This window comes from Marinomonas sp. (assembly GCF_965225885.1).
Taxonomy (GTDB): Bacteria; Pseudomonadota; Gammaproteobacteria; order Pseudomonadales; family Marinomonadaceae; genus Marinomonas.
The window spans coordinates 1,572,074-1,591,933 of record NZ_OZ245329.1; the positions used below are offsets into that span (position 1 = coordinate 1,572,074).

A 19,860-nucleotide genomic window follows, 5' to 3' on the forward strand; every position below is an offset into this window, starting at 1 on the left:
TTATTTGTATAAGGCGTCAAGGATGACATCTGCGCCACGCGCAAGTAAGTCATCCGCTAATTGCACACCAAGAGATTTTGCATCGTCTTTGTGACCGCGAATTTCACCCTCAATCATGGTTTTACCATCTGGGCTGCCGACCAAGCCTCTTAGCCAAATAGTGTCATCATTTAAGATAGCGAAGCAGGCAATCGGCGCTTGGCAACCACCATTAAGACGTTCGTTTACTGCGCGTTCAGCGGCAACACGAATAGCGGTTTCTTCGTGTTGCAATGGCGCTAATAAATTAATAGTTTGCACGTCATCTGAGCGGCACTCTATCCCCATTGCACCTTGTCCACCTGCTGGTAAGCTGGTTTCAGCAGGAATTCTTTGACGAATTCGGTCAAACATTTCGAGGCGAACTAAACCAGCGGTTGCCAGAATAATAGCGTCGTATTCACCGTCGTCCATTTTTCTTAAGCGAGTATTCACATTGCCGCGAAGGTCTTTGATGATTAAGTCAGGACGATTCATTTTTAATTGGCAGGCACGACGTAAGCTAGATGTACCGACAACGGCACCGCTCGGTAGCTGATCCAGTGATTCTACTTTATTAGAAACAAAGGCGTCGCTCGGGTCTTCGCGTTCACAAATAACCGCCAATCCTAGCCCTTCGGGGAAGGCCATTGGTACGTCTTTCATGGAGTGAACCGCAATGTCAGCACGTCCGTCCATAAGCGCACTTTCTAATTCTTTAACAAAAAGACCTTTGCCGCCAATTTTAGAGAGGGGGGAATCTAGAATCTGATCGCCTTTTGTCGTCATGCCTAGCAATTCAACTGTCATGTCTGGGTAGAGGCTTTCTAATTGCGCTTTGACGTTATTGGCTTGCCAAAGGGCTAACTGACTTTCTCTGGTTGCGATCACAATCTTATCTTTCACTTCATCTCCTAGCGACTTGTAGATGGACAAATATCTTCTGTTTTTCTTCGCCAATGATACTCGCTAAGAAGGAGTCCGTCATCTTTCAGTGCTTTATAAGTCGAAGCGCTTAATGTACTCTTGGCAGCTGTTTGAATTTGTGTGGGAACCAACCGAATGACTGATACTAATAAAACCACGAACCAGCAATGGGGTGGTCGTTTTTCTGAGCCTGTTGATGCGTTTGTTGCGCGTTTTACTGCGTCTGTTGAGTTTGATCAACGTATGGCCAAACAGGATATTCAAGGGTCAATTGCACATGGCAAAATGCTTGCTAGTGTTGGCGTTTTGACCGAAGAAGAACGAGATCAGATTATTCAGGGTCTGACCGAAATCGAGGGTGAAATTGCCCGTGGTGAATTTGAGTGGTCTGTTGAATTAGAAGATGTTCACATGAACATTGAGGCTCGTTTAACACAAAAAATCGGCATTACTGGTAAAAAGCTGCACACTGGCCGTTCTCGTAACGACCAAGTAGCCACAGATATTCGTCTTTATATGCGTGATGAAGTGGACTTCTTATTAGAGGAAGTCACTCGTCTGCAGCAAGGTATTTTGAGCTTGGCTGAAAAAGAAGCCAATACTATTATGCCTGGCTTCACGCACTTACAAACGGCTCAGCCAGTGACCTTTGGTCATCATTTGATGGCTTGGTATGAAATGATGCAGCGTGACTACGAACGTCTAGTGGATTGCCGTAAACGTATTAATATTTTACCACTTGGCGCGGCGGCTCTTGCGGGAACCACTTATCCAATTGATCGTCATATGACGGCAGAATTGCTAGGTTTTGAACGTCCGACCTATAACTCTTTGGATTCAGTAAGTGACCGAGATTTTGCCATCGAATTTACAGCAACAGCTTCTATCATCATGATGCATATGTCCCGTTGGGCGGAAGAAATGGTGATGTGGGTGTCTGCTCAATTCAACTTCATCTATTTGCCAGATCGTTTCTGTACTGGCTCGTCTATTATGCCGCAGAAGAAAAACCCTGATGTGCCAGAATTAGTTCGTGGTAAAACAGGCCGTGTCTATGGTCATTTGATGGGTTTGTTAACCTTGATGAAGTCACAATGTTTGGCTTACAACAAAGACAATCAAGAAGACAAAGAGCCATTGTTTGATACGGTTGATACGCTAAAAGGTTCATTGCGCGCATTCGCCGATATGATTCCTGCGATTGAGTCTCGTAAAGAACATATGTACGAAGCCGCACGCCGAGGTTTTTCAACCGCGACTGATTTGGCAGATTACTTGGTTCGTCATGGTGTTGCGTTCCGTGATGCTCACGAAATAGTGGGTAAGGCCGTGGGTTACGGTGTGAAAGAAGGTAAAGATTTATCCGAAATGACACTGGAAGAGCTTCAATCTTTCGGTAGTATGATTGAGGCTGATGTCTTTGATGTTTTGACACTTGAGGGTTCGGTTGCGGCTCGTAACCACATTGGCGGTACAGCGCCGGCTCAGGTTCTACAAGCGGTAGAGCGTGCGAAAGCGGATCTAGCGACTAGATAAGCTTGTTAGATTACTAAACTAAAAACATTTTAAACGGTTGCTCTGGATGGAGTAGCCGTTTTTTTTTATTTTGCAGGTTGATCTAAGTTGAATGGTGAATTAGGGCTTAATAATTCATTTGTAATTATGCTGGGTGAAATATTCAGCTCAAAATGAAATAGCTTTGATTTTACTCCACAACCGTCAAATACAATGGCCCAGCCTTCTTTGCTGCCTTCTTTTGGAAGTCGCCAGCAAACGCCTTTTATATTAACGTAACGTGTTCCATCTGCGTCTTTGGTTACGGGGTACTCTTCATCTTCCTTTTTTAAGCCTTGTAAATATTCTTTTTGCGCCTTCTTAGAGTCTGAGATTTTGTCTCTTAGCTCTTTAGAAAATACTTTTACTAATGACTCATCTTTTACATCTGGTGATAAAGATATTTTCGATAAATCAAGCAGGTCTGGTTTGTCAGTACTTAATTGGGTTGGGATAGAGCTTGAATCCTGCCTGTCATTTTGTAATGGGTTTTCTGAAAACGCCTGTTCATTGTCTATGTTGTTAATCACCTCTTGGGGATCAAATTCGTTGCTTCGTTCACTTAGTTCTTTGCCGGTAAGGCCTTCAGACTCAATGGCGGTTGGCGGCTCTGTCGGCTGTAGGGTTTCTATTTGCTCAGCATTGTCCGGTTGTACCATTTCTGTGGCTAAGGTTGCGTCTGCTTGCAGAGCTTCTTCCGTTTTAGCTTCTTCTTTCGGTGCAAAAGTTTCTGCTTCAGCTTTTGGAGGATCATTATTTGGCGATGTTTGAGTGGTTTGTGGTGCTGGCAATAAAAGCAATTCGAATGTTGACGGTTGTGCGTCTCTCTCAAACCAATGTTGGCTGTCTGACACTTCGATTACGAGTATGTGTATTGCGATGGCGCAGACAAGTGCGGTCACCCATGGGGCAATCCTGTTTTTCATTAAGCTTCTAGTTTTTTGTGTTTTGTTGAAGTTAGCGATATTTGAATCCAACTTAAGATTAGTGCCTTTATAGCTTGAGGTAAATATAGCAAATTCAAGTCAGGGCACGAGCTCATTTTGAGTAAAGAGTTCTAAGTAAAGAATATCCAGGTAATTGGCTTGCTGGGGTTGGGAAACGAACTGGCTGCAAGGTATACTGTCTCAATCAAAAATAGAAGAGATAAGATGATGTTTAAGTTACTTTCAGTATGTGTTTTGGCTGTTTTCCTTACGGCTTGCGGAAATAAAGGTGCGCTTTATTTACCGGATGACGCGGCTGAAACGCAACAAGAATCGTCTTTGTAACTGAGGATTCCCTTTTGGACTTTTTTAATTATTCTAATCAGACTCTGCATGCAGAGGATGTTGCTCTATCAGATGTTGCTAATCATTATGGTACGCCGTGTTACGTTTATTCTCGTGCTACTCTTGAACGTCACTATAAAGCGTATGCCGATGCTTTTGCATCACACCCGACTCTAATCTGCTATGCCGTCAAAGCGTGTTCAAATATTGCTATTTTGAATGTATTGGCGCGTCTGGGATCCGGTTTCGATATTGTTTCTATTGGTGAGCTCGAACGTGTTTTGAAAGCAGGTGGCGAGCCTTCAAAAATCATGTTTTCCGGTTTGGGCAAACAAGCGGTGGAAATGCGCCGGGCATTGGAAGTGGGCATTCATTGCTTCAATGTCGAGTCTGAAGCGGAATTGTATCGATTAGATCAAGTTGCTGGTGAAATGGGCAAAGTGGCTCCGGTTTCCTTGCGCGTTAACCCTGATGTCGATGCTAAGACTCATCCTTATATTTCAACTGGTTTGAAAGAAAATAAGTTTGGTATCGATATTAAAGACGCGGTTCGTATCTACAAAATTGCTCATGAGTTACCTAACTTAAATGTCATGGGTGTGGATTGTCATATCGGTTCGCAATTGACAGAACTAAAACCTTTCTTGGATACGTTTGATCGTTTGATGGGGTTAGTGGATGAACTAGCGGCAGTTGGTATTACTATCAAGCACCTTGATCTAGGTGGCGGCTTAGGTGTGCGCTATCGCGATGAAGTACCGCCAGAACCTGCAGATTACGCAAAGTTATTACTTGAGAAAGTAAAGGGTAAAAGCTTTGAACTTGCGTTTGAACCGGGTCGTTCCATTGCAGCAAATGCTGGTATCTTATTAACACAGGTCGAGTTTTTGAAATGCAATCCGCATAAAAATTTCGCCATCATTGATGGTGCAATGAACGATCTTATTCGTCCATCCTTATATGGTGCTTGGATGAATATTGTTCCTGTGTCTTTATTACCAACGCCTGAAGGTAAGCGTAATTACGATCTTGTGGGTCCTATTTGTGAGACGGGTGACTTTTTAGGTAAGGGTCGTGAGCTAGATATTCAGGCGGGTGACCTATTGGCAGTTCGCTCAGCGGGAGCCTATGGTTTCACCATGTCATCAAATTACAACAGCCGTAATCGTGCGGCGGAAGTTATGGTTGATGGCGATAAAACCTATTTGATTCGTGCCCGTGAAACGATTGAACATCAGTTAGCTGGTGAGCAAATTTTGCCAGACTGAGGAGTTCGTCGTGTTGTTAAAATTTACCAAAATGCATGGTCTAGGAAATGATTTTGTCGTAGTCGATGCGGTGTCTCGTAAGGTGTTTTTTAATAAGCAGCAAATCGAGAGACTGAGTGATCGTAACTGGGGGATTGGGTTTGATCAGCTTTTAGTGGTCGAGCCACCCACTAATCCTGATATGGATTTTCGTTATCGCATTTATAATTCGGATGGCAGTGAAGTTGAGCATTGTGGGAACGGTGCTCGTTGCTTTGCGAAGTTTGTTTTAGACCGAGAGTTAACGAATAAACGCATTATCAATGTTGAAACAAAGCGTGGTGCAATCCAATTGCGTGTTTTGGACGGCGGTTTAGTCACCGTCGATATGGGCGCACCAAGTTTTGAGCCAAAGGATTTACCATTTACGGCAGAGCCTTGTGATGGTCTTTACAGCATTATGGCTGGCGATACCGAGTATTTTATAACACCCGTGTCCGTTGGTAATCCTCATGCTGTCATTAAAGTCGATCAATTGCTGGACGACGAGGTTGCTAAAGTGGGAGCGCTGCTTGAGTGTCATGAACGCTTTCCGAGAAAAGTGAATGTTGGCTTTATGCAGGTTGTGAGCCCTGATGAAATCAATTTACGTGTTTATGAGCGCGGCGTGGGGGAAACTCAAGCTTGCGGAACAGGTGCTTGTGCAGCGGTTGTTGCTGGAATTAAACAGGGATGGTTGTCCCCTAAAGTGACGGTTCATCTACGTGGAGGAGATTTACATATTGAATGGCAGGGCGAAGGCTTACCTATTCTTATGACTGGTCCCGCTGAGAAAGTATTCGAAGGTCAAATCTACCTATAGAGGAATTATGAGCGAAGAAGAAGTTATTCAATATTTGTCAAAAACACCGGATTTTTTTATCCGGCATGCTGATTTGTTGGAGAGTCTGACGCTTCCTCATCCAGTTAATGGGAAAGTAATTTCGTTACTTGAATATCAAGTTAACTTATTGCGCAAAACGACGGCAGATTATCGTGCAGAGTTTGATCGCTTAATAGAGGTGGCTCGTGAGAATGAGTCTACTATGCAAAAAAGTCGTCGTTTAGTCTTGGCTGGGCTTACTTGTGGCTCCCTAGACGACCTTGCCGTTATTATCGATGACATGGTGAGAGACGATTTTGAAGTCTCTCGCCATGCATTAGTGTTATATGGTGAATTCCCAGATAGCGCTGTTAGGTCCCATAAGCTGGTGGAAGATGATGTGTTTTTGTCTCATGCCGCTGGGTTTACGGATTGCTTTTGTGGCATGTTGCCAGCAAATGAAATGAGCTTTCTTTTTCCTGATGATGCTGCCTCTATTCGCTCTGTTGCTGTGTTGCCGCTTTTGTCAAGAGAAGGCGGAGAGGTTAGGAAATGCGGTGTTCTTGTATTGGGATCTGAAAATAAATCGGCTTTTGATAAAGAAAAGGGCGCTTTATTTCTTCAGTATCTCGCTGATTTATTGAGTGCGATTCTATTGAGGCTGTTGCCGTGAGTGTACTTATTACTTTCGACCTTGATAATACTTTATGGGATGTCGCTCCGGTTATTATGCGAGCGGAGTATGCCATGGAGTCTTGGTTTGAAGAGCGTTTCCCTGGCTTTTCTCAGCAATATTCTCTTCTCGCTCGAGAAGAGTTAAAAAACAAAGTCTTATCTAAAAATCCTGAGCTGGCCTTTAATCTAACTGCGATTCGTTTAGCGGTGTACAAGCTTGCGTTAAAGCAATTCGGGTTACCTTCTGAAGAGGCTGAGTCAGTGGCTTGTGCTGCGTTGGCGCATTTCAGCGAATGGCGTCAAAAAGTGGACCTATATCCTCATGTCGTGGATGTCTTGGAAGCGTTGAGTCAGGAATACACCTTGGCGGTAATTACCAATGGTAATGCGGATGTATTTCATCCTTATATCGGTCTAGGACAGTATTTTGATTTTGCTGTTCGGGCTGATCAAGTGGGGGTGGCAAAGCCTGCTGTTGATGTGTTTTCTATTGCAGCCAAAAAAGCTGGTGTGGATATATCGGAACTTATCCACGTCGGCGATCATCCAGAGGATGATGTGTTTGGAGCCTCAAATGCTGGCGCAAAAAGTGTCTGGTTTAATCGTCATGGCGCGCAACGTTGGGGTGATGGCTGGGGCACTCGCTCTCATGCAGAGATCCACTCCTTACTCGAATTGCCAACGGTTATTCGATCTTTAATGTTATAGCGTTTTTCTATCGTTATAATTAAAGAGAACTCGTTTTTACCCCAATCATTTAGTGATACACTAGCCACATTCATTAGTTAAAAATAGAATTTTGAGGAATTATTATGAGTGAGAACACAATTCAAATCACTGATGCTCAATTTGCAGAAGAAGTGCTTAATTCAGACATCCCTGTAATTGTAGATTTCTGGGCACCTTGGTGTGGCCCTTGTAAAATGATCGCGCCTGTATTGGAAGACGTTGCAGCTGAATACGCTGGTAAAGTAAAAGTTGTAAAGCTTAACGTTGACGAAAACACTGAAACAGCGCCTAAATACAATGTACGTGGTATCCCTACTTTGCTTATCGTTAAAGGCGGTGAAGTGGTAGCAACTAAAGTTGGTGCCGTATCTAAATCTCAATTGGTAGATTTTGTAAACAGCGCTATCTAATATCTAATTAGGTAATCGCAGTAATAAAAAAAGCAGCTTGATAGCTGCTTTTTTTATTTGAGTCGACTGGGATTGTTAATCCTTTAGTGATGCCAGCTTTTGTGCAAACGAAGGTGAATGTGAATTTGTTAGTGTAGTGACTACTTCTTTTGCATAAGGTAGATAGTTTTTCAAATCGTTTTTAGGCATTGGATCGTCATTTGGTAGCTTCACCGTTACTGGATTTTTGTGAGTGCCATTTATCCTGAATTCGTAGTGTAGATGAGGGCCAGTTGCCCAGCCAGTTTGTCCTACATAAGCAATAATCTTTCCTTGCTGAACTCTGGCACCACGTTTTGTTCCTCTAGCAAAGCCTTTTAAATGGGCGTAAAGAGTTTGGTAGCCTCGACCATGATCAATAATGACGACATTTCCGTAGCCGTTTTGTTTTCCAGCAAAGGAGATTTTTCCATCACCAGCGGCTTTTACTGGTGTGCCACTTGCTGCTGCATAGTCAACGCCTCTGTGTGGGCGACTGGTTTTAAAAATGGGGTGCAATCTGTTGGGGTTAAATTTAGATGAAATCCTAGTGAAATCGACGGGAGTTCGTATAAAGGCTTTACGCATTGCTAAGCCATCAGGAGTGTAATAATTTACTCCTTTATCTGTTTTATAACGGATGGCCTGATAAGTCCTACCGTTGTTGATGAATTGAGCTGCAATTATATTTCCATGCCCTATTTTTTCGCCGTCAAGGTAGTTTTCTTCGTACAGCATGCTTAGACTGTCGCCTTTTCGTATATCCAGTGCAAAGTCTATATCCCAGCCAAAAATATTTGCTAATTCAATTAGAAGGGGTTGGTCTATTCCTGATTTTAGTCCATCAACGAATAAAGAGTTATTGATTTCTGCTTCTTTATAAGTCTGGACTATTTCCGGTGTTCTAGAGTTTTCTGTTCTATTGAATGCATCGTTATTACGTTCAAAAGTTACGCTGTCTAAGCGATTAAGGATTAGTGTGAGTTTAGTGAGTTCGCCGGATGTTTCATTCTTTGTGAAGTTTATTGTTTGTCCTGGCTTCATTTGGAGTAACGTTTTTTGTTTTTTGTCGGCAAGAGAAACTTTGTATATATCTTGTGCTGAGATCCCCTCACTTGCTAGTAGTTTTGATAGTGAGTCTCCAGATTTTACTTCAAGAGATTGTTCTTTAAAGGTTGCTGGGCTGTTCTTTTTTACTAGTGTGTCGGGTGCGGGGATATCATAGGTAGAACTTGTGTCACTAGGCGATAAGGCCGTGAATGGGGCTTTAGGTGTGAGTTTTTGTAAGTCCTGAAGCATAAGCTTAGACTGGTCTATCACCTCAAAGTTCGCTTCGAGAGAAATTAGGTTGTTCTCGATGGTTTTCTCTTCAGGGAGTGCGATAAGCACTATGGCGAGGAGTGCGCTTACCCCTGAAATTAGGAGTAAATGCTTTGTTGGTAATAGCTTGATCAAAATGCGTACCTAAAAAATCTTTAATAAAAGCCTTATAATCCTACCAATATTACTTTTATAATTGAATGCTTAAATAAGATAAACTAACTAGGATATGGATCAAAATAATGACTGTAAGCAGTAAAGACCTGTTGAATGACTTGCAAGCTCGCGGACTTATCGCCCAAATGACGGCAGAAGATGAGCTAAAAAAACATCTAGATGGTGGAAGTCGTACTCTTTATTGTGGTTTTGATCCAACCGCAGACAGCCTGCATTTAGGTCATCTTGTGCCTCTTCTTGTATTAAAACGCTTCCAAGATGCTGGGCATAACCCGATTGCTTTGGTTGGTGGTGCAACTGGCCTTATTGGTGATCCAAGCTTTAAAGCGGCTGAACGCCAATTGAATACATCGGATGTGGTTGCGAGTTGGGCTGAAAAAATTCGCGGACAAGTTAGTCAGTTTGTGAAATTTGATGATGTTCCTAACCCCGCGCGAGTCGTTAATAATCTCGATTGGGCTGGCGAAATGAGTGTGCTGGATTTCTTACGAGATATTGGTAAGCACTTTTCTGTTAATGCAATGATCAATAAAGAATCGGTTCAGCAGCGTCTTAATAGAGAAGGTGCTGGCATTTCTTTTACTGAATTCTCTTATGCACTACTGCAAGGAATGGATTTTGCTGAATTGAATCGAACCTATGATTGTACTCTGCAGGTTGGCGGTAGTGATCAGTGGGGTAATATCGTTGGTGGTATCGATCTTTCACGTCGTCAAAATCAATCTCAAACATTTGGTTTGACGGTTCCTTTGGTAACAAAATCTGATGGAACAAAATTTGGTAAAACGGAATCGGGCGCAGTTTGGTTGGATTCTTCCAAGACAAGTCAGTACGCTTTTTATCAATTTTGGATGAATACTGCAGATGCAGATGTGTATAAATTTTTGAAGTTTTTTACCTTTTTAGATCTTGCTGATATTGATGCAATTGAAAAAGCCGATAAAGAAAGTGGTGGTAAGCCTCAGGCCCAGTCTATTCTTGCTCGTGAAGCAACTAAGTTAGTGCATGGTGAAGAAGGTTTGCAAGCGGCGGAGCGTATTACTAATGCTTTGTTTAGTGGTGAAGCTGATCAATTAAGTGAGCAAGACCTTGAGCAAATCCAGCTTGATGGTTTGCCAAGTAGTTCTTTGGCTGGAATTAATCTTTCTGAGATTCCACTTACTAGTCTAATGGTCGATGCTGGATTGGCTGCTAGTGGTAAGCAGGTTAAAGATGCGCTTCAGCGGGATTCTGTTTTTGTTAACGGTGTGGCGAAAGGGTTGATTGACAATATGGCCGCTGCGGATATCTTTACTGCTGGTAACGGTTATTTCGGTAAATACTTCCTAGTTAAATTAGGTAAGAAAAAGCATCATCTTTTCGTGTTGTAGTGCAAGATGGCTGATGACTAACGAATGAGATATACAAAAAGACACTTCGGTGTCTTTTTGTATATCTAGGCCTTGTGGAATGAAATTTAAATTAATTAAAAGAATTTCAAAAAAGGGCTTGCGCTAAAACTTCTAGGCTGTATTATACGCCTCCACTGACACGGACAACGAAGCAAACAAGAGTTTGCGACTTACTTAGGTAGGAACGTTGAACGAAGTATCAGACGCTCTTTAAAATAGATAATCAGATAATTTGTGTGGGCGCTCGCTGGAGGCTTCAGAAGATTGTCCGGATTGGTTTTTGACTGATTCGAGATGATCAAAAAAATTGAAGTCTTGCGAAACGTCTAACACGTCAATTCGCTTTATGTTGTTTTGTTATCTTTCGGGGTGATGAAATGATTAAGTTATTGTTAGTGTAATAGATTTTGAGCAGGCAAACTCATACTTTTAAGTATGAGTTTAAAAATTAAACTGAAGAGTTTGATCATGGCTCAGATTGAACGCTGGCGGCAGGCTTAACACATGCAAGTCGAGCGGTAACAGGGGAGCTTGCTCCTGCTGACGAGCGGCGGACGGGTGAGTAACGCGTAGGAATCTGCCTAGTAGAGGGGGACAACATGTGGAAACGCATGCTAATACCGCATACGCCCTAAGGGGGAAAGGAGGGGACTCTTCGGAGCCTTCCGCTATTAGATGAGCCTGCGTAAGATTAGCTAGTTGGTAGGGTAAAGGCCTACCAAGGCGACGATCTTTAACTGGTCTGAGAGGATGGCCAGTCACACTGGGACTGAGACACGGCCCAGACTCCTACGGGAGGCAGCAGTGGGGAATATTGGACAATGGGCGCAAGCCTGATCCAGCCATGCCGCGTGTGTGAAGAAGGCCTTAGGGTTGTAAGGCACTTTCAGGGGTGAGGAAGGGTAACTAGTTAATACCTAGTTATTTTGACGTTAGCCCCAGAAGAAGCACCGGCTAACTCTGTGCCAGCAGCCGCGGTAATACAGAGGGTGCAAGCGTTAATCGGAATTACTGGGCGTAAAGCGCGCGTAGGTGGTTTGTTAAGTCGGATGTGAAATCCCAGGGCTCAACCTTGGAATGGCACCCGATACTGGCAGGCTAGAGTATGGTAGAGGGGTGTGGAATTTCCTGTGTAGCGGTGAAATGCGTAGATATAGGAAGGAACATCAGTGGCGAAGGCGACACCCTGGACTAATACTGACACTGAGGTGCGAAAGCGTGGGGAGCAAACAGGATTAGATACCCTGGTAGTCCACGCCGTAAACGATGTCTACTAGCCGTTGGGTTGTAATGACTTAGTGGCGCAGCTAACGCAATAAGTAGACCGCCTGGGGAGTACGGCCGCAAGGTTAAAACTCAAATGAATTGACGGGGGCCCGCACAAGCGGTGGAGCATGTGGTTTAATTCGACGCAACGCGAAGAACCTTACCTACTCTTGACATCCAGTGAATCCAGAAGAGATTTTGGAGTGCCTTCGGGAACACTGAGACAGGTGCTGCATGGCTGTCGTCAGCTCGTGTTGTGAAATGTTGGGTTAAGTCCCGTAACGAGCGCAACCCTTATCCTTATTTGCCAGCACTTCGGGTGGGAACTTTAAGGAGACTGCCGGTGACAAACCGGAGGAAGGTGGGGACGACGTCAAGTCATCATGGCCCTTACGAGTAGGGCTACACACGTGCTACAATGGCGTATACAGAGGGCTGCAAGCTAGCGATAGTGAGCGAATCCCACAAAGTACGTCGTAGTCCGGATTGGAGTCTGCAACTCGACTCCATGAAGTCGGAATCGCTAGTAATCGTGGATCAGAATGCCACGGTGAATACGTTCCCGGGCCTTGTACACACCGCCCGTCACACCATGGGAGTTGATTGCTCCAGAAGTAGCTAGCTTAACCCTTAGGGGATGGCGGTTACCACGGAGTGGTCAATGACTGGGGTGAAGTCGTAACAAGGTAGCCCTAGGGGAACCTGGGGCTGGATCACCTCCTTAAACGATAGAAACCTCTGGTGAGCGTTCACACAAATTATCTGATGTCTAATTTATAAGAAGCACAGAAAGTATTTGGGTCTGTAGCTCAGTTGGTTAGAGCGCACCCCTGATAAGGGTGAGGTCGGCCGTTCAAATCGGCCCAGACCCACCAATTCTTAAGAATTGGCTTTGGTTGAAGTCGAAACGAAGTTGGTTAGAGCGTCACTCCATTCTCTTAATAAGAGTGGTGAGGTCGATGTCTTTCCGTTCAAATCGGCCCAGACCCACCAAATACGATCTAGTTAGTAATGGGGCTATAGCTCAGCTGGGAGAGCGCCTGCTTTGCACGCAGGAGGTCTGCGGTTCGATCCCGCATAGCTCCACCATTTACTGATCATTCTGTGCGAAAGATTTAGAGAGAGTTCTAAGCAAGACGCTAAGCATCTTACATTTAATCATGTTGGGTGATTTTTAGTCTCTGACTTAGTGCTTTGCACTAAACTTGCTCTTTAACAATTCGAATTTTGAAATAACGATGAATCAAGCGTTAAACCGGTGGAAGTTTACTTGCTCTTATTCTTTAAGGATAACAGCTTGGTGACTTCTATTATCGTAAATCCAGAGGGGTACAAAAGCCCTTTGGTATGTGATTCTTAATATTACACTCTTTTGAGTGGAAACTATTTTGGGTTATATGGTCAAGTGACCAAGCGTGCACGGTGGATGCCTTGGCAGTCAGAGGCGATGAAGGACGTGGTAATCTGCGAAAAGGTTCGGGGAGTCGATAAACAGACTTTGATCCGAACATGTCCGAATGGGGAAACCCACTCTACTTGTAGAGTATCCCACAGTGAATACATAGCTGTGTGGAGGCGAACCCGGGGAACTGAAACATCTAAGTACCCGGAGGAAAAGAAATCAACCGAGATTCCCTAAGTAGCGGCGAGCGAAAGGGGATTAGCCCTTAAGTGGTTTTGGTGTTAGTAGAAGGCTCTGGAAAGTGCCGCGATAGAGGGTGATAGCCCCGTATACGAAAACACCCTAATCATGAAAACGAGTAGGACGGGACACGTGTTATCCTGTCTGAATATGGGGGGACCATCCTCCAAGGCTAAATACTCCTGACTGACCGATAGTGAACCAGTACCGTGAGGGAAAGGCGAAAAGAACCCCTGTGAGGGGAGTGAAATAGATCCTGAAACCGTGTACGTACAAGCAGTGGGAGCGGACTTGTTCCGTGACTGCGTACCTTTTGTATAATGGGTCAACGACTTATTTTCAGTAGCAAGGTTAAGCATGTAGTGGAGCCGTAGGGAAACCGAGTCTTAATAGGGCGTTTAGTTGCTGGGAATAGACCCGAAACCGGGCGATCTATCCATGAGCAGGTTGAAGGTTGAGTAACATCAACTGGAGGACCGAACCCACATCCGTTGAAAAGGCTGGGGATGACTTGTGGATAGGAGTGAAAGGCTAATCAAGCTCGGAGATAGCTGGTTCTCCTCGAAAGCTATTTAGGTAGCGCCTCGTATCTCACCATTGGGGGTAGAGCACTGTTTGGGCTAGGGGGTCATCCCGACTTACCAACCCCATGCAAACTCCGAATACCAATGAGTGCAATTACGGGAGACACACGGCGGGTGCTAACGTCCGTCGTGGAAAGGGAAACAACCCAGACCGTCAGCTAAGGTCCCAAAGTTACAGTTAAGTGGGAAACGATGTGGGAAGGCTTAGACAGCTAGGAGGTTGGCTTAGAAGCAGCCATCCTTTAAAGAAAGCGTAATAGCTCACTAGTCGAGTCGGCCTGCGCGGAAGATATAACGGGGCTCAAACTGTACACCGAAGCTACGGATGCTTAATTTATTAGGCATGGTAGAGGAGCGTTCTGTAAGCCGTTGAAGGTCAAGCTGTAAGGCAGGCTGGAGGTATCAGAAGTGCGAATGTTGACATGAGTAACGATAAGGGAAGTGAAAAACTCCCCCGCCGGAAGACCAAGGTTTCCTGTCCCATGTTAATCAGGGCAGGGTGAGTCGGCCCCTAAGGCGAGGCAGAAATGCGTAGTCGATGGGAAACAGGTTAATATTCCTGTACCGATGTATATTGCGATGGAGAGACGGAGAAGGCTAGGCCAGCACAGCGATGGTTGTCTGTGTTTAAGGCGGTAGGCAAGTGACTTAGGCAAATCCGGGTCACTCTTTAAGAGAGAATGCCGAGAACTGATGACGAACCCTCTTTTGGGTGAAGTGGTTGATGCCATGCTTCCAGGAAAAACTTCTAAGCTTCAGATATACATTGACCGTACCCCAAACCGACACAGGTGGTCAGGTAGAGAATACCAAGGCGCTTGAGAGAACTCGGGTGAAGGAACTAGGCAAAATGGTACCGTAACTTCGGGAGAAGGTACGCCGGCCGGTGTGAAGGACTTGCTCCGTAAGCACTAGTCGGTCGAAGATACCAGGTGGCTGCGACTGTTTATTAAAAACACAGCACTCTGCAAACACGAAAGTGGACGTATAGGGTGTGACGCCTGCCCGGTGCTTGAAGGTTAATTGATGGGGTTAGCGCAAGCGAAGCTCTTGATCGAAGCCCAAGTAAACGGCGGCCGTAACTATAACGGTCCTAAGGTAGCGAAATTCCTTGTCGGGTAAGTTCCGACCTGCACGAATGGCGTAACGATGGCCACACTGTCTCCACCCGAGACTCAGTGAAATTGAAATCGCAGTGAAGATGCTGTGTATCCGCGGCTAGACGGAAAGACCCCGTGAACCTTTACTATAGCTTCACAGTGAACTTTGAACCTACTTGTGTAGGATAGGTGGGAGGCTTTGAAGCGCAGACGCTAGTTTGCGTGGAGCCACTCTTGAAATACCACCCTGGTATGTTTGAGGTTCTAACTCAGGTCCCTAATCGGGATCGAGGACACTGTGTGGTGGGTAGTTTGACTGGGGCGGTCTCCTCCCAAAGAGTAACGGAGGAGCACGAAGGTGTGCTCAGCATGGTCGGAAATCATGCATAGAGTGTAAAGGCAAAAGCACGCTTAACTGCGAGACAGACACGTCGAGCAGGTACGAAAGTAGGTCTTAGTGATCCGGTGGTTCTGTATGGAAGGGCCATCGCTCAACGGATAAAAGGTACTCCGGGGATAACAGGCTGATACCGCCCAAGAGTTCACATCGACGGCGGTGTTTGGCACCTCGATGTCGGCTCATCACATCCTGGGGCTGAAGCCGGTCCCAAGGGTATGGCTGTTCGCCATTTAAAGTGGTACGCGAGCTGGGTTTAGAACGTCGTGAGACAGTTCGGTCCCTATCTGCCGTGGACGTTTGAGATTTGAGAGGAGCTGCTCCTAGTACGAGAGGACCGGAGTGGACGAACCTCTGGTGTTCCGGTTGTCACGCCAGTGGCATTGCCGGGTAGCTATGTTCGGACGGGATAACCGCTGAAAGCATCTAAGCGGGAAGCCTCCCTTAAGATAAGATCTCACTGGAACTTAAGTTCCCTAAAGAGCCGTTCGAGACTAGGACGTTGATAGGTTGGGTGTGTAAGTGCTGTGAGGCATTGAGCTAACCAATACTAATTGCTCGTGAGGCTTGACCATATAACACCAAAGTGGTTTTACTGGAGATTGTTCCTGACAATCCCAGCACTTCCTCCATCCATGGAGGTCGTAAAACGTTAAAAAGACACATAATACGATCCGGTTTAATACTTGATACACGTTATTTCAAAACAGAATTGTTAAAGATCCAAGCACGTATTCGCGTGTTTTGAGACAAGCTAACGATAAAAAGTCAGCGCACAACACAGTGCACCTCAGAACAAACGCAACAGAATTGCTTGACGATCATAGAGGCGTTGAACCACCTGATCCCATCCCGAACTCAGAAGTGAAAAGCGCCATCGCCGATGGTAGTGTGGGAGATCCCATGTGAGAGTAGGTCGTCGTCAAGCTTTAAATTAAGAAGGCCCTGATAGCCATGCTGTCAGGGCTTTTTTTCGTCTGAAGAAAATATGGTGATAATTAGTTGTAAACTCAATATTCTTCTATAGCTTTATCAGAGCATTTGATAAAGCTATTACTGTTAGAGTGAGATATTTTTATTTGTCGTTATTCTGCTGTTTCTAGAGGCAATTTTTAGTTATTGGCCTTCAAATAATTTTATAAATAGAGTGATGTGATGCTAGACAAAGAAGTCGAGAAAACAGTAGACCGAAGAAATATTGTTAAGTTGGTTGTTTCTCAGTTTTTAATTAACTTAGGCGATGTCCTGATTAACCCAAAAGTCACGTTGCCATGGCTGTTACAAAGTTTAGGTGCTCCCTTATATTTGTTGGGCTGGTTGGTGCCAATACGTGAATCTGGATCCCTATTGCCGCAGTTGGTTATTGCGCATTTTATTTATAAGGTGAAAGTCCGAAAGTGGGTTTGGGTGTTGGGGAGCTTGATTCAATCTTTATGTGTGGTAGTTATAGGCTGCGCTGCTTTGTTGCTGGAAGGAGCAAGCGCAGGTTGGGTAATTATTGCTGCGTTGATGGTATTTAGTGTGGCAAGGGGGCTTAATTCTGTTGCGTCGAAAGATGTACTTGGTAAGACTGTTGTTAAGAATAAGCGTGGAAGGGTCACTGGGTGGTCCTCTAGTGCTTCAGGGCTTATAACAATAGGTATTGCTGTTTGTATGTTATTTTTCTTCGAAAGCCTTCAAGGTAATGTGGGCTTTTATGTTTGGGGGATTGTTGCTGCTACGCTGATTTGGCTACTTGCTGCTTTAATTTATTCTTTTGTACAAGAGCCTTTAAGTGAAGTTGGGGATAAAGGTACGAATTTAAGCTATGTCTTTAAAGAGCTTAGTCTATTAAAAACGGATTCGGTATTTCGTGAATTCGTTATTGCTCGTTCATTATTTTTATGTGCGGCTTTGAGTGCTCCTTATTATGTATTGATTGCCCAGCAAGATTCTGAAAATAGTGTATTGATACTAGGTTTATTTATTTTGGCGAGTGGTCTGGCTTCTCTGTTATCTTCTCCTTTTTGGGGGTTATTTTCCGATTATTCTAGTCGAAAGGTGATGGCTTCGGCTTCTTTATTGAGTGCATTCACTGGCGTGGCTCTATTTTTTACAGTTAAGTTATTTGCTGAAACGAGCTTTGCTACATTACTGGTTGTTGTTCTGTATTTTGTTTTAAGTGTTGCGCATCAAGGTGTGAGAATTGGTCGTAAAACGTATTTAGTGAATTTAGGCGAGGGTAATAAGCGTACTAGCTATGTATCAGTGAGCAATACTATTATCGGTTTTGTATTATTAGCCATGAGTGGTATCAGTTTACTGACTTACTCGATTTCTTTAGAGTCGCTTATTCTGGTGTTTTCGCTAATTACGCTAGCAGGAGTTTATGTGGCGATTCGCTTACCTGAAGTTTAAAAAGCGACAGCCATACTGACTGTATGTGGGATGTCGCTTCTATGTGATCTTGGTTAATTAGGTAGTGGGATTGAGGGGGCGTGTTTTACGCGGTTGAGAACAACGGTTGAGGTCAGGTCTCTGACGCAAGGTAAATTGGCAAGGGATTCACTTAAAAATGTTGAGAGTGTTGGTAGGTTTTCGCTAATAATTCGTAACCAGTAATCAGCTTCGCCGCTCACGGAGTAACATTCTAATATTTGGGGGGTGGCTTCAATAGCGTTTTTGAATTCTTGATCTGAATTTTTTACGCTCTTATCAAGAGTAATGTTCACAAAAGCGGTTATTTGGTATCCCAGCTGACTTGCGTTAAGTTGAGTAAAGTAAGCTTCAATTAAGTTGTTTTGTTCGAGTCTTTGCAGTCGTCTTGAGCATTGGGAAGGAGATAGATTAACTTGTTCTGATAGTGCTACATTGGTGAGTCTCGCATTGGTTTGCAGCGCTCGAAGCAAGCGCCAATCATAACTGTCTAGTTCAAGGTGGTTCATTCAAGGTTCCTTATCAGCATCTAAGTGTGCTGTTTTCTTATATTGAATAAGCTGATTTCAGCTAGATCAATTAGAATAAGGAGTTTTCTAAAGTAAACAAGTTTTAAAATATTATATTTGCTATTTTTAAGACATTTTTTTACACGTTTATTTCTTTTTTCTCTCTTCGGGTCGAATTAATTCACATTGTCCTCTGAGTAATAAAAAATGCCGCTTATCATAATAGATAGCGGCGTTTAGCTGTCAGGTTAAGGTGTATCTAACTTTGGGTGAATATTTATAGTTTGGGTAAATTTTTAGCTAACCACTGTAAAGCTTCTGGATAAGGCTCTGGAAGATCTAATTTTGTTAACGCTGACTCTAATACAGAATGGCTACCAGAACAAAAGTTTAGGTGTCCTACCTTTCTTCCTGGGCGAACTTCCTTTTTGTACCAATAAAGCTCTAAGCCTTGTACGTTGAGCCAATCATAGTTGAGGTCTACACCAATTAAGTTGACCATCATGCTTTGATTTTTAACTTCCGCTGGCGCTAATGGAAGGCCTGTGACGGCGCGTACGTGATTTTCAAACTGACAGATACTTGCGCCAGCTTGTGTCCAGTGGCCGCTGTTGTGGACTCTTGGAGCAAGCTCATTGATGAGTAGCTCATCGCCTACACGGAAACATTCCATTGCCATGACGCCGACATAGTCTAAGGCGTCCATTAGTTTGCTCAGCATTGCTTCTGCTTTGCTCTGCAAAGGCTTTAGACGTTCTAGAGGAGAGATGGAAGCGTATAGAATGCCATTAATATGAAGATTAAGTGTTAGGGGATAAAAATATGTTTCACCATTTTTGCCTCGAACACCTACTAATGAAACTTCTTCATCAAAATTAATGGCTTGTTCTGCAATCGCTTGGCCTTTCCAATCTTCAGGGATCTCAATGCCTTCTGATTTTTTTAACCAGTATTGACCTTTGCCATCGTAACCACCCCGACGACGTTTCATTAGAACGCGCTCGCCTAATGTCTCATGAGCTTTTGTTGCTGTGGATTCAGCTTCAACAGGAAACCATGGTGCAGTTGCTAGCTCAAGCCGATCTAACCATTGTTTCTGTGTTAGACGATCAGCAAGCTGTGGGAAAGTGGCTAAGTTGACAAAGTTGCTGTGCGTAGCGAGTTGTTTAGTCGCCACGGTTTCTGGCCATTCTTCTCTTTCTGCTGTCACAATATCTGTTGGAGAAAGGTCTAGTGTCTCAGTCGATTCAATATCCACTGGACGAACATCAAGACCAAGTGGTGTTCCTGCTTGTTTTAGCATAGCGCCTAATTGACCGGCTCCTAATACCCATAGAACTGACATAGT

14 protein-coding genes, 2 tRNA genes and 3 rRNA genes are annotated in these 19,860 nt (G+C 44.2%); 14 read left to right on the top strand and 5 right to left on the bottom strand.

Annotated elements, in window-relative coordinates; all coding sequences use genetic code 11:
* Entirely contained in the window at positions 1 to 924 is a 924-nt protein-coding gene (gene hemC, locus ACO05V_RS07445; RefSeq protein WP_421849088.1) for a hydroxymethylbilane synthase, read from the bottom strand.
* 156 nt (positions 925 to 1,080) lie between these two features.
* Between hemC and argH the strand changes: the two genes are divergently transcribed.
* Complete coding sequence (gene argH / locus ACO05V_RS07450; protein ID WP_421849091.1) at positions 1,081 to 2,481, top strand: argininosuccinate lyase; 1,401 nt, start codon at positions 1,081 to 1,083, stop codon at positions 2,479 to 2,481.
* A gap of 65 nt (positions 2,482 to 2,546) precedes the next feature.
* Here the strand turns inward: argH and ACO05V_RS07455 are convergent, their stop codons facing one another.
* Entirely contained in the window at positions 2,547 to 3,425 is an 879-nt protein-coding gene (locus ACO05V_RS07455; RefSeq protein WP_421849094.1) for a hypothetical protein, read from the bottom strand.
* A gap of 225 nt (positions 3,426 to 3,650) precedes the next feature.
* Between ACO05V_RS07455 and lptM the strand changes: the two genes are divergently transcribed.
* The 6 genes from lptM (at position 3,651) to trxA (ending at position 7,693) form a co-directional block, all read left to right on the top strand.
* On the top strand, positions 3,651 to 3,770 hold the full coding sequence (gene lptM, locus ACO05V_RS07460) for an LPS translocon maturation chaperone LptM (RefSeq protein ID WP_421849097.1): 120 nt from the start codon (positions 3,651 to 3,653) through the stop codon (positions 3,768 to 3,770).
* Between the two features lie 14 nt (positions 3,771 to 3,784).
* Entirely contained in the window at positions 3,785 to 5,038 is a 1,254-nt protein-coding gene (gene lysA / locus ACO05V_RS07465; protein ID WP_421849100.1) for a diaminopimelate decarboxylase, read from the top strand.
* Positions 5,039 to 5,048: 10 nt separating this feature from the next.
* Positions 5,049 to 5,879 (top strand): diaminopimelate epimerase, encoded by an 831-nt coding sequence (gene dapF, locus ACO05V_RS07470; protein WP_421849103.1) that lies wholly within the window; start codon positions 5,049 to 5,051, stop codon positions 5,877 to 5,879.
* Positions 5,880 to 5,886: 7 nt separating this feature from the next.
* Positions 5,887 to 6,552 (top strand): DUF484 family protein, encoded by a 666-nt coding sequence (locus ACO05V_RS07475; RefSeq protein WP_421849106.1) that lies wholly within the window; start codon positions 5,887 to 5,889, stop codon positions 6,550 to 6,552.
* Positions 6,549 to 7,262, top strand: a complete 714-nt coding sequence (locus ACO05V_RS07480; protein WP_421849110.1) for an HAD family hydrolase — start codon at positions 6,549 to 6,551, stop codon at positions 7,260 to 7,262. Before ACO05V_RS07475 ends, ACO05V_RS07480 begins: the two co-directional genes overlap by 4 nt.
* Before the next feature lie 104 nt (positions 7,263 to 7,366).
* The gene (gene trxA, locus ACO05V_RS07485; protein ID WP_421849114.1) at positions 7,367 to 7,693 is read left to right on the top strand and encodes a thioredoxin TrxA; all 327 of its coding nucleotides are present in this window, start codon (positions 7,367 to 7,369) and stop codon (positions 7,691 to 7,693) included.
* A 75-nt stretch (positions 7,694 to 7,768) separates the two neighbouring features.
* Here trxA and ACO05V_RS07490 read toward each other — a convergent pair whose 3' ends face one another.
* A complete protein-coding gene (locus ACO05V_RS07490) occupies positions 7,769 to 9,166 on the bottom strand; it encodes a peptidoglycan DD-metalloendopeptidase family protein (RefSeq protein ID WP_421849117.1) in 1,398 nt (465 codons plus the stop codon).
* A gap of 107 nt (positions 9,167 to 9,273) precedes the next feature.
* Between ACO05V_RS07490 and tyrS the strand changes: the two genes are divergently transcribed.
* The 7 genes from tyrS (at position 9,274) to ACO05V_RS07525 (ending at position 17,985) form a co-directional block, all read left to right on the top strand.
* Positions 9,274 to 10,578 (top strand): tyrosine--tRNA ligase, encoded by a 1,305-nt coding sequence (gene tyrS / locus ACO05V_RS07495; protein ID WP_421849120.1) that lies wholly within the window; start codon positions 9,274 to 9,276, stop codon positions 10,576 to 10,578.
* A 471-nt stretch (positions 10,579 to 11,049) separates the two neighbouring features.
* Positions 11,050 to 12,589 (top strand): 16S ribosomal RNA (locus tag ACO05V_RS07500).
* A 74-nt stretch (positions 12,590 to 12,663) separates the two neighbouring features.
* Positions 12,664 to 12,740, top strand: a tRNA-Ile gene (locus ACO05V_RS07505).
* Between the two features lie 138 nt (positions 12,741 to 12,878).
* Positions 12,879 to 12,954: transfer RNA gene (locus ACO05V_RS07510), tRNA-Ala, on the top strand.
* 310 nt (positions 12,955 to 13,264) lie between these two features.
* Positions 13,265 to 16,163, top strand: a 23S ribosomal RNA gene (locus ACO05V_RS07515).
* Positions 16,164 to 16,401: 238 nt separating this feature from the next.
* A 5S ribosomal RNA gene (gene rrf / locus ACO05V_RS07520) occupies positions 16,402 to 16,516 on the top strand.
* The 16S, 23S and 5S rRNA genes sit together here with 2 tRNA genes alongside, the layout of an rRNA operon.
* A gap of 227 nt (positions 16,517 to 16,743) precedes the next feature.
* The gene (locus ACO05V_RS07525; protein ID WP_421849123.1) at positions 16,744 to 17,985 is read left to right on the top strand and encodes an MFS transporter; all 1,242 of its coding nucleotides are present in this window, start codon (positions 16,744 to 16,746) and stop codon (positions 17,983 to 17,985) included.
* A 53-nt stretch (positions 17,986 to 18,038) separates the two neighbouring features.
* On the opposite strand, the gene ACO05V_RS07530 is transcribed toward ACO05V_RS07525, so the two are convergent.
* Entirely contained in the window at positions 18,039 to 18,512 is a 474-nt protein-coding gene (locus ACO05V_RS07530; protein ID WP_421849126.1) for an Lrp/AsnC family transcriptional regulator, read from the bottom strand.
* Positions 18,513 to 18,789: 277 nt separating this feature from the next.
* On the bottom strand, positions 18,790 to 19,857 hold the full coding sequence (gene purK / locus ACO05V_RS07535) for a 5-(carboxyamino)imidazole ribonucleotide synthase (protein ID WP_421849129.1): 1,068 nt from the start codon (positions 19,855 to 19,857) through the stop codon (positions 18,790 to 18,792).
* Between the last annotated feature and the right edge of the window lie 3 nt (positions 19,858 to 19,860).

What these genes read in the sequence shown, in the direction of transcription:
- ACO05V_RS07530 (WP_421849126.1), bottom strand. Translation starts at nt 18,512, where the DNA reads ATGAACCACCTTGAACTAGACAGTTATGATTGGCGCTTGCTTCGAGCG.
- tyrS (WP_421849120.1), top strand. Translation starts at nt 9,274, where the DNA reads ATGACTGTAAGCAGTAAAGACCTGTTGAATGACTTGCAAGCTCGCGGA.
- trxA (WP_421849114.1), top strand. Translation starts at nt 7,367, where the DNA reads ATGAGTGAGAACACAATTCAAATCACTGATGCTCAATTTGCAGAAGAA.
- argH (WP_421849091.1), top strand. Translation starts at nt 1,081, where the DNA reads ATGACTGATACTAATAAAACCACGAACCAGCAATGGGGTGGTCGTTTT.
- lptM (WP_421849097.1), top strand. Translation starts at nt 3,651, where the DNA reads ATGATGTTTAAGTTACTTTCAGTATGTGTTTTGGCTGTTTTCCTTACG.
- ACO05V_RS07455 (WP_421849094.1), bottom strand. Translation starts at nt 3,425, where the DNA reads ATGAAAAACAGGATTGCCCCATGGGTGACCGCACTTGTCTGCGCCATC.
- ACO05V_RS07525 (WP_421849123.1), top strand. Translation starts at nt 16,744, where the DNA reads ATGCTAGACAAAGAAGTCGAGAAAACAGTAGACCGAAGAAATATTGTT.
- ACO05V_RS07475 (WP_421849106.1), top strand. Translation starts at nt 5,887, where the DNA reads ATGAGCGAAGAAGAAGTTATTCAATATTTGTCAAAAACACCGGATTTT.
- purK (WP_421849129.1), bottom strand. Translation starts at nt 19,857, where the DNA reads ATGTCAGTTCTATGGGTATTAGGAGCCGGTCAATTAGGCGCTATGCTA.